The sequence below is a fragment of the Stenotrophomonas sp. GW821-FHT09E08 genome, from assembly GCF_059416125.1.
This window is the reverse complement of the sequence record NZ_JBWKOO010000003.1, coordinates 23354-30458: the sequence shown is the minus strand read 5'-3', so window position 1 is coordinate 30458 and position 7105 is coordinate 23354. Positions and strand designations below refer to the sequence as shown.

The 7105-nt window shown below is 64.7% G+C and carries 6 protein-coding genes and 2 tRNA genes; 5 read left to right on the top strand and 3 right to left on the bottom strand.

All coding sequences use genetic code 11. From position 1 onward, the window contains the following. Positions 1–2 precede the first annotated feature (2 nt). The 3 genes from AC07M7_RS04755 to AC07M7_RS04745 all read right to left on the bottom strand — a co-directional run bounded on the left by AC07M7_RS04755 (position 3) and on the right by AC07M7_RS04745 (position 707). A tRNA-Glu gene (locus AC07M7_RS04755) sits at positions 3–75 on the bottom strand. Between the two features lie 54 nt (positions 76–129). After that, a tRNA-Ala gene (locus AC07M7_RS04750) sits at positions 130–205 on the bottom strand. A gap of 103 nt (positions 206–308) precedes the next feature. Beyond that, the gene (locus AC07M7_RS04745; protein ID WP_046984684.1) at positions 309–707 is read right to left on the bottom strand and encodes a heavy metal-responsive transcriptional regulator; all 399 of its coding nucleotides are present in this window, start codon (positions 705–707) and stop codon (positions 309–311) included. A 186-nt stretch (positions 708–893) separates the two neighbouring features. Here AC07M7_RS04745 and AC07M7_RS04740 point away from each other — a divergent pair, with 186 nt between their 5' ends. The 5 genes from AC07M7_RS04740 to adiC all read left to right on the top strand — a co-directional run bounded on the left by AC07M7_RS04740 (position 894) and on the right by adiC (position 7095). Then, entirely contained in the window at positions 894–1961 is a 1068-nt protein-coding gene (locus AC07M7_RS04740) for a GlxA family transcriptional regulator (RefSeq protein WP_046984683.1), read from the top strand. Between the two features lie 81 nt (positions 1962–2042). Continuing rightward, on the top strand, positions 2043–2846 hold the full coding sequence (locus AC07M7_RS04735; protein WP_495206854.1) for a TlpA family protein disulfide reductase: 804 nt from the start codon (positions 2043–2045) through the stop codon (positions 2844–2846). A gap of 30 nt (positions 2847–2876) precedes the next feature. Then, positions 2877–3719 carry a thiol:disulfide interchange protein DsbG gene (gene dsbG, locus AC07M7_RS04730; protein ID WP_253079094.1) on the top strand — a complete coding sequence of 281 codons (843 nt, stop codon included), beginning with the start codon at positions 2877–2879 and terminating at the stop codon, positions 3717–3719. 513 nt (positions 3720–4232) lie between these two features. Next, complete coding sequence (locus AC07M7_RS04725) at positions 4233–5666, top strand: DcaP family trimeric outer membrane transporter (RefSeq protein ID WP_478473582.1); 1434 nt, start codon at positions 4233–4235, stop codon at positions 5664–5666. A gap of 76 nt (positions 5667–5742) precedes the next feature. Further along, complete coding sequence (gene adiC, locus AC07M7_RS04720) at positions 5743–7095, top strand: arginine/agmatine antiporter (protein WP_426355685.1); 1353 nt, start codon at positions 5743–5745, stop codon at positions 7093–7095. The last annotated feature ends 10 nt before the right edge of the window (positions 7096–7105 follow it).

The window sequence follows — 7105 nt, the reverse complement described above, 5'->3', positions numbered from 1 at the left end:
GGCGTCCCCACGGGGATTCGAACCCCGGTCGCCACCGTGAAAGGGTGATGTCCTAGGCCTCTAGACGATGGGGACGCAATTCTCATCAATGTTCTTTAGCGACCTTTCGACGGCCTAATGCCGAAAGATTGGTGGAGCCAAGCGGGATCGAACCGCTGACCTCCTGCATGCCATGCAGGCGCTCTCCCAGCTGAGCTATGGCCCCACGTCGCTGAGGAGCGAAATAATAGCCTTGCCCCAGGGGGTTGGCAAGCATTTGTTGCACTTTTCTTCACGTCGATTGCGAGGTGGATCTCGCTCGCCTGGGCTCATGCAGTGTCGTCGGTCAGCGCGGCCAGGATCGGGCATTGATCCAGCGTGCCGTGCCCCGGGCAGGCATCGACCAGTTGTGACAGCGCGTTGTGCATGCGCTGCAGTTCGGCCATCCGCTGCGCGATATCCAGCAGGCGTGCCTGGGCCGTGTCGCGGACGCTGCCCATGTCCTGCTGGTGGCGATCACTGAGCGCGAGCAGCTCGCCGATTTCTTCCAGGCTGAAGCCCAGTGATTTGGCCCGGCGGATGAAGCGCAGCCGGCGCAGGTCCCGCTCACCGAAGATGCGGTAGCCACCGGCCGAACGTGCGGCCGTGGGCAGCAGATGCTGGCGCTCGTAGTAGCGGACCGTATCGATGGGCACGCCAGCCTGGCGGGCCAGTTGTCCAATGTTCATGGCGGATTCCTGCGGATGCTGCCGCGCATTGTGAAGCCTTGAGTCTGGTCAAGAGTCAAGACTTTCTGCCGAGCCGCGTATTCAGCGCACTTTGCAACTTTCTTCATAGCCCTGCCGCTGGACCAGTTCCTACCCTTCGCCTGAACCGGCCATTCGATGGCCCGCAACGAACCGAGGAGGTGGTGTGTGGAAGGATTCAGGAACGAAGGATTCGTCGAGGTCGCGGTGGTCGAGTACCCGGGAGGCGATCCCTCGGCCGCCTCGGTGCTGGCAGAGATGGCGCACGTGGCCAATCGCCTGGCCCAGCAGCAGCGCCGGCCGTTCAAGCGCGTGTTGGTTACCCGCTGGATCGTGCCGGCCAGTCAGACCGGCGTGCATCGCATCGCCGGTGCGGAAATGCTCGATGCCGCCATTCCCGCAGTGATCGCGGTGCCGGGCCAGATCAGCCCCGGAGCCTGCCTGCGTGCCGACGAGATCCTGCTGGACTGGCTGCGGGCTCATTACGACGGCGGCAGCCTTCTGGCGGCCGCCAGTGATGGCGTAAGCGTACTGGCACGCGCCGGATTGCTGGCCGGGCGCACCGTCAGTGGACCTGATCTGGCGCGGCATCCCGGGCTGCAGGCACAGGCTGCCAGCTGGGTGCCGAGTGAACGCGCACTGGTCGATGACGGCGATCTGCTGACCGTCGGCGGTTCGCAGGCGTGGCGCTTCCTGGCGCTGCGCCTGCTGTACCGGTTGCACGGGCAGGGCGTGGCCAGCGCGGTGGCACAGCAGTTGGGGATCACCGTGCCGGCGACGATCCAGCAGGATCTGGAGCGTTTCAGCGCCAACTTCGCCCATGGCGATCGCGATGTGCTGAAAGCGCAGCGTTGGTTGCATACCACAGCGGCACGCGGCGCTACTCTCGCCGCGATCTGCGAGATTGCCGGGCTTGAGCCGCGGACGCTGCAGCGACGCTTCCTGCGGGCCACGGGGCTGCGCCCCATCGAGTACTGCCAGCGGCTGCGCATCGCCAAGGCGCAGACCCTGCTCCAGCAGGGGGCAGGCATCGATGAAGTGGCCTGGGGCGTGGGCTACGCGGATCAGAGTGCTTTCCGACGCCTGTTCCTGCGCATTGTCGGCATGACGCCGGCCAATTATCGCCGCCATGTCAACAGCAAGCGGCGTGAACGGCCGTTGATGCCATCGGTGGCGGGCAGCCTGCGCGGTCTGCAGGTCCCCTCGGCACTGCAGTTGGGACGCAGTGCGGCCTAGCGCATGATCAGATGTCGCGCTTGCAACGTGGGCGTGACCCTTCGACCATGCAGCCAGTGAACGAATGAGGCAGGTGGGCTGATGTCGAGTGTTGGACCGGTGCCGATGCCGGTGGTATTGATTCTCGCGTGCGTGTTGCTGGCGATGGCCGTGGCCCATTTATTGCCACGTCGGAAGGACGGGGGGCCGTTACCCTCGGCGGCAAGCATGGTGCTGGACATGTTGCTGATCGGCCTGCTCTTTGGCCGCATCAGTTTCGTTGCCTTGAACCTTGCCTTGTATCGCGAGGCACCCTGGAGCATTCTGCAGATCGCAGACGGCGGCTACCACCTGCCGGTAGTGCTTGTTGCCGGGCTGGCGTGGGGGCTGTGGCGATTGCGGCGTTGGCGCCCACTGCGCGCGCCAGTACTGGTCGGCGCGTTGATTGGTATGTTGCTATGGGCAGGTGGCAGCCAGCTGCTGTCAGCCTGGCAGGAACGGCAGATGCCGCTGCCGACGTTGCAGGTGGCTGATCTGCAGGGCGGGAAGGTTGATCTGCAGCAGTTCAAGGGTAAACCGCTGGTACTGAATCTCTGGGCGACCTGGTGCGGGCCCTGCCGGCGCGAGATGCCGGTGCTGGCGGCGGCACAGCAGGCACACGCGGATGTGCAGTTCGTATTCCTCAACCAGGGCGAAACCCTGGGCGAGGTCCAGGGTTTCATCGCCGGCGAGCGGCTCATGCTCGGCAACGTGTTGCTCGACGATGACGCTGCAGCATCCACCGTGCTCGGCGTGCAGGCCTACCCGTCGACCCTCTTTTTCGATGCCGAAGGACGCCTGCGCGAACTGCACCTCGGCGAACTGACCGCAGCCGGTCTTGAACACAAACTGCGCCGGCTGCGGTAGCCTGCGCGGGCATCTCACTACGGAGTTCCCATGTTGTCGACTTCCCTGCGCACCGTCCCTGCGGTGCTGTTGCTGCCGGTCATGCTGGCATTGGCCGCCTGCAGCCAGGCACAGACACCGCCGGGCAAGGCTGCCGCGGCACCGGCAGCAAGTGCTGCGGCCTCCGCCGCCAAGGGCGACCGCCCCGCTGTGCTGAAGGGCATCGAGAAGCATGGCTTCGAGGTTGTTGCCGAATTCGACGCCCCCGGTGGCCTGCGTGGCTTTGCCGGCGTGGTCGGTGGCCAGCAGCCGGCCGCGGCTTACGTCACTGCCGATGGCAAGCATGTACTGGTTGGCAGCCTGTTCGATGCCGAGGGCAACGACGTGGCCGCCGAGGCCGTTGAGAAACTGGTTGCGCAGCCGATGTCGGCCAAAATGTGGACCAAGCTGGAGGCCAGCGCGTGGGTGCGCGATGGCAAGGCCGACGCGCCGCGGGTGGTCTACACCTTCAGCGATGCCAACTGCCCGTACTGCCACAAGTTCTGGGAAGCGGCGCGTCCGTGGGTCGATGCGGGCAAGGTCCAGCTGCGTCACATCATGGTCGGTGTGATCCGCGAAGACAGTCCGGCCAAGGCGGCCGCCATCCTTGCTGCGCGTGATCCGAGTGCAGCGCTGCTGCAGAATGAGCATGAGTTCGATCGCGGTGGCATCAAAGCGCTGCCGAACATCAGTCGCGAGATCGCTGGCAAGCTCGACGCGAACCAGGTGCTGATGATCGAGATGGGCTTCCAGGGCACGCCAGGCATCCTGTTCCAGGATGCGCAGGGCCAGGTGCAGCGTCGCGCCGGCCTGCCGCAGGGTGCCGACCTGCAGACGGTGCTGGGCCCGCGCTGAGCCGCGACTCTCATCGTGAATGACCCACGGGCCCGCATGGCAGCATGCGGGCCTGTTGCTTTTCGTGATCAAAACCGACATTGCGGCCTGCGCATGACTTGTTCGTCATCACGTCTGAATAGTGACTGACATCAAGCCTCGCGCCTTGATTCCAATCAAGGCCAAAAACGACAGGTGAATTAGCCTGTGACGCATGGAATACAGCGTCAATGCGCGATGGATGCCGCGCTCGCCACGCCCTGATCAGGGTCGGCCGGCTCAGCCATTCACGACAACCTCACCCCGTGCTTGTTACCCAGACCGCTGCGGCCGCCACCTCTCTGGCAGCGCGGCCTTGTTGGCGTCGACATTGGTGTGGGCAGGACAGTGTCATCGTCCTGTGGCCTGCGATGTGCAGGCTGACTGGTGTCGTCAACGCAGTATCCGCATTTCCAGCAACGGTAACGTGAGGCCGGAGCGGCGCATGCGTGCGTCCCGCCATCGCGCTGCGAGTGTTTTTCCAGGGAGGATGCAATGCGCTTGGCGGTAGTGAGTCTGGCCTGTTTGACCGCGTTGGTGATCACACCGGCGTATGCGCAGCAGGATGACCGGGAGGACGCGCAGGCCCTGCGCCGTGAGATCGCGGCCATGCGGCAGGCACTTGAAGGCATGCAGCAGCGCTTGGACCGTCTCGAGCGGCACGATGGGGCTGCTGTACCCGCCAGCGCATCGCTGCCAGCTCCCGTGATCGCACCCACCGGTACCGCCAACCTGCTGCACCCTACCCAGGTGCCGGGCGTGGCGCCGCCGGTGCTGCCACTGCGCGAATCGGTGGCCGATCCGTCCACCGCTGCGTCGCGTCCCGACAGTGCCGCTGGTCCGACCGATCCCGATCTGAAGGGCTTCTTCGCTATTCCAGGTACCGACACGGTGATCCGTATCGGCGGCTACGCCAAACTCGATGCCATCGCCGATTCGCGTGGAGCAGGTGACGAGGATCAGTTCATCCCCTCGTCGATGCCGGTGGGCGGCAATCATCGCGATGTCTCCAACTTCAACATCCACGCCAAGCAGACCCGTTTCAGCTTCGAGGCACGGCGTCCGACCACGCATGGCAACCTGCGCTTCTACCTGGAGAATGATTTCTTCGGCAGCAGCGATGGCTACGAATTCCGTCTGCGCCATGCCTATGGCCAGCTCGGCAATACCTACGCCGGCTATGGCTATTCCAGTTTCATGGATCCGGACAGCCTGCCCGATACGCTGGACTTTGCAGGGCCCGGCGGCGCCGGTTACCTGCTGGTGGCAGGCATCCATCACAGCTTTGCGATGGGCAAGGGCAACACCCTGACCGTCGCTGCAGAAGATCCGAAGACCGAACTTGCCGGTGCCAGCGATGAGCGCGCCGCCGTGAACCGGCTGCCGGATGTGACGGTGACCGCGCGCATGGAGCGCGATTGGGGCCACCTGCAGCTGGGCGCGGTGGCACGTAGCCTGGCCTACGACGGTGACGATGAGCGCGACCGGCGCATGGCCGGTGGCCTGCAGCTGAGCGGCTCGGCATCGGTAGGCGAACGCGACCTGCTGCTGTTCGGCGCTTTGGGTGGGCGCGGCCTCAGCCGCTACACCGCTGACCTGACCGGCTCCGGACTGGACGCGGTGGTCGGTGCCGATGGCCACCTCGATGCACTGGATCTGCACGGCGGCTTTGTGGGTTACACCCACTACTGGTCCGAGTTGTGGCGTTCGAACCTGATCTTCGGCCAGCTGACCCTGGAGCGTAATGCCGCACTGGCGGCCGACGCGTTCCGGCAGAGCCGTTACGGCGTGTTCAATCTGATCTGGAGCCCGGCGCCGTCGTGGACGATGGGCATGGAGCTGCTGTACGGACGTCTGGAACAACAGGGCGGTGCGCGCGGCGACACGGTCCGGGTGCAGGGCAGCCTGCAATACAACTTCATCAAATAGGCGCCAGCGGTCGTACGCCAGCGTAACCGTCCCCACGCCCGGTTGTACCGGGCTCATGCCAGTACAGGAGATTGTCATGGCAGAAGCAAAGAAAATCGGGGTGGTCGGAGCCACCTTCCTCGTCGCCGGCAACATGATGGGCTCAGGCGTGTTCCTGCTGCCATCCAGCCTGGCCAAGATTGGTACCGCCTCTATCTGGGGCTGGCTGATCACCACCGCGGGCGCGCTGCTGCTGGCCTTCGTGTTCGCCAAGCTGGGCAAGCTGGCACCCAAGGCGGGCGGCCCCTACGCCTATGCGCGTGACTGGTTCGGGCCCTACATGGGCTTCCAGACCAACACCATCTACTGGTTCGCCAACTGGATCGGCAACGTCGCCATCCCGATCGCGGCGGTCGGCTACTTCAGCTACTTCTTCCCGATCCTGTCCGAGCCGCTGGTGCGCTGCATCGCGGTGCTGGTGCTGGTGTGGGCGCTGAGCTTCGCCAACATGATCGGCCCGGCGTTCGTCAGCCGCGTGCAGACGGTCACCACCAGCTTCGCACTGGTGCCGATCCTGGGTATCGCCATCTTTGGCTGGTTCTTCTTCGATGCCGACATCTTCAAGGGCGCCTACAACGTGTCCGGTGAATCCAACTTCGGCGCGATCTCCAGTGCGGCGGCACTGACCCTTTGGGCCTTCATCGGCGTGGAATCGGCTTCGGTCACAGCCGGCGTGGTGGAGAATCCGGAAAAAAACGTGGCCCGCGCCACCCTGGCGGGTGTGTTCCTGGCTGCCATCGCCTACATCGCCAGTTCTTCGGTGATCATGGGCATGGTGCCCAACGGCGAGCTGCAGACCTCCGATGCTCCGTTCGCACTGGCGGCGGCCAAGGCCGTCGGTGGCTGGGGTGGTGCGCTGGTCAGCCTGTGCGCCTTCATCGGCGCTGCCGGTTCACTGGGCGGCTGGATCCTGCTGACCGCGCAGAGCGCCAAGGCGGCCTCCGACGATGGCCTGTTCCCGAGCATCTTCAGCAAGACCAACAAGGATGACGTGCCGGTCAAGGGCGTGCTGATCGTGGCGGTGCTGATGACCCTGGCGGTGCTGGTGACCTCCACCTCGAAGACCGCCTCGGCCCAGTTCGACGTGATCACTTCGGCGGCGGTGGTGCTGACGCTGCTGCCGTACATCTATTCGTGCGTGGCCTGCTACTTCGTGGTGGAGCGGTCGCACACGCTGGTGCACACCGGTGCGTTCTGGACCCTGACCAGCCTGACGGTCGTGTACTGCCTGTGGGCGATATACGGCTCGTCGGGAACGATCGTGCAGTACGCCTTCCTGTTCGTGCTGTTCATCACCGTGTTCTATCCCTTCTTCAGCGAGGAGCGTCGCCAACAGCGGCAGCGTTCCCGCGAGGCGGCGGCAATTTCGTCCGGCGCCCAGCGTTCCTGAGTTAGACAAG

What these genes read in the sequence shown, in the direction of transcription:
- AC07M7_RS04745 (WP_046984684.1), bottom strand. Translation starts at nt 707, where the DNA reads ATGAACATTGGACAACTGGCCCGCCAGGCTGGCGTGCCCATCGATACG.
- AC07M7_RS04735 (WP_495206854.1), top strand. Translation starts at nt 2,043, where the DNA reads ATGTCGAGTGTTGGACCGGTGCCGATGCCGGTGGTATTGATTCTCGCG.
- dsbG (WP_253079094.1), top strand. Translation starts at nt 2,877, where the DNA reads ATGTTGTCGACTTCCCTGCGCACCGTCCCTGCGGTGCTGTTGCTGCCG.
- AC07M7_RS04725 (WP_478473582.1), top strand. Translation starts at nt 4,233, where the DNA reads ATGCGCTTGGCGGTAGTGAGTCTGGCCTGTTTGACCGCGTTGGTGATC.
- adiC (WP_426355685.1), top strand. Translation starts at nt 5,743, where the DNA reads ATGGCAGAAGCAAAGAAAATCGGGGTGGTCGGAGCCACCTTCCTCGTC.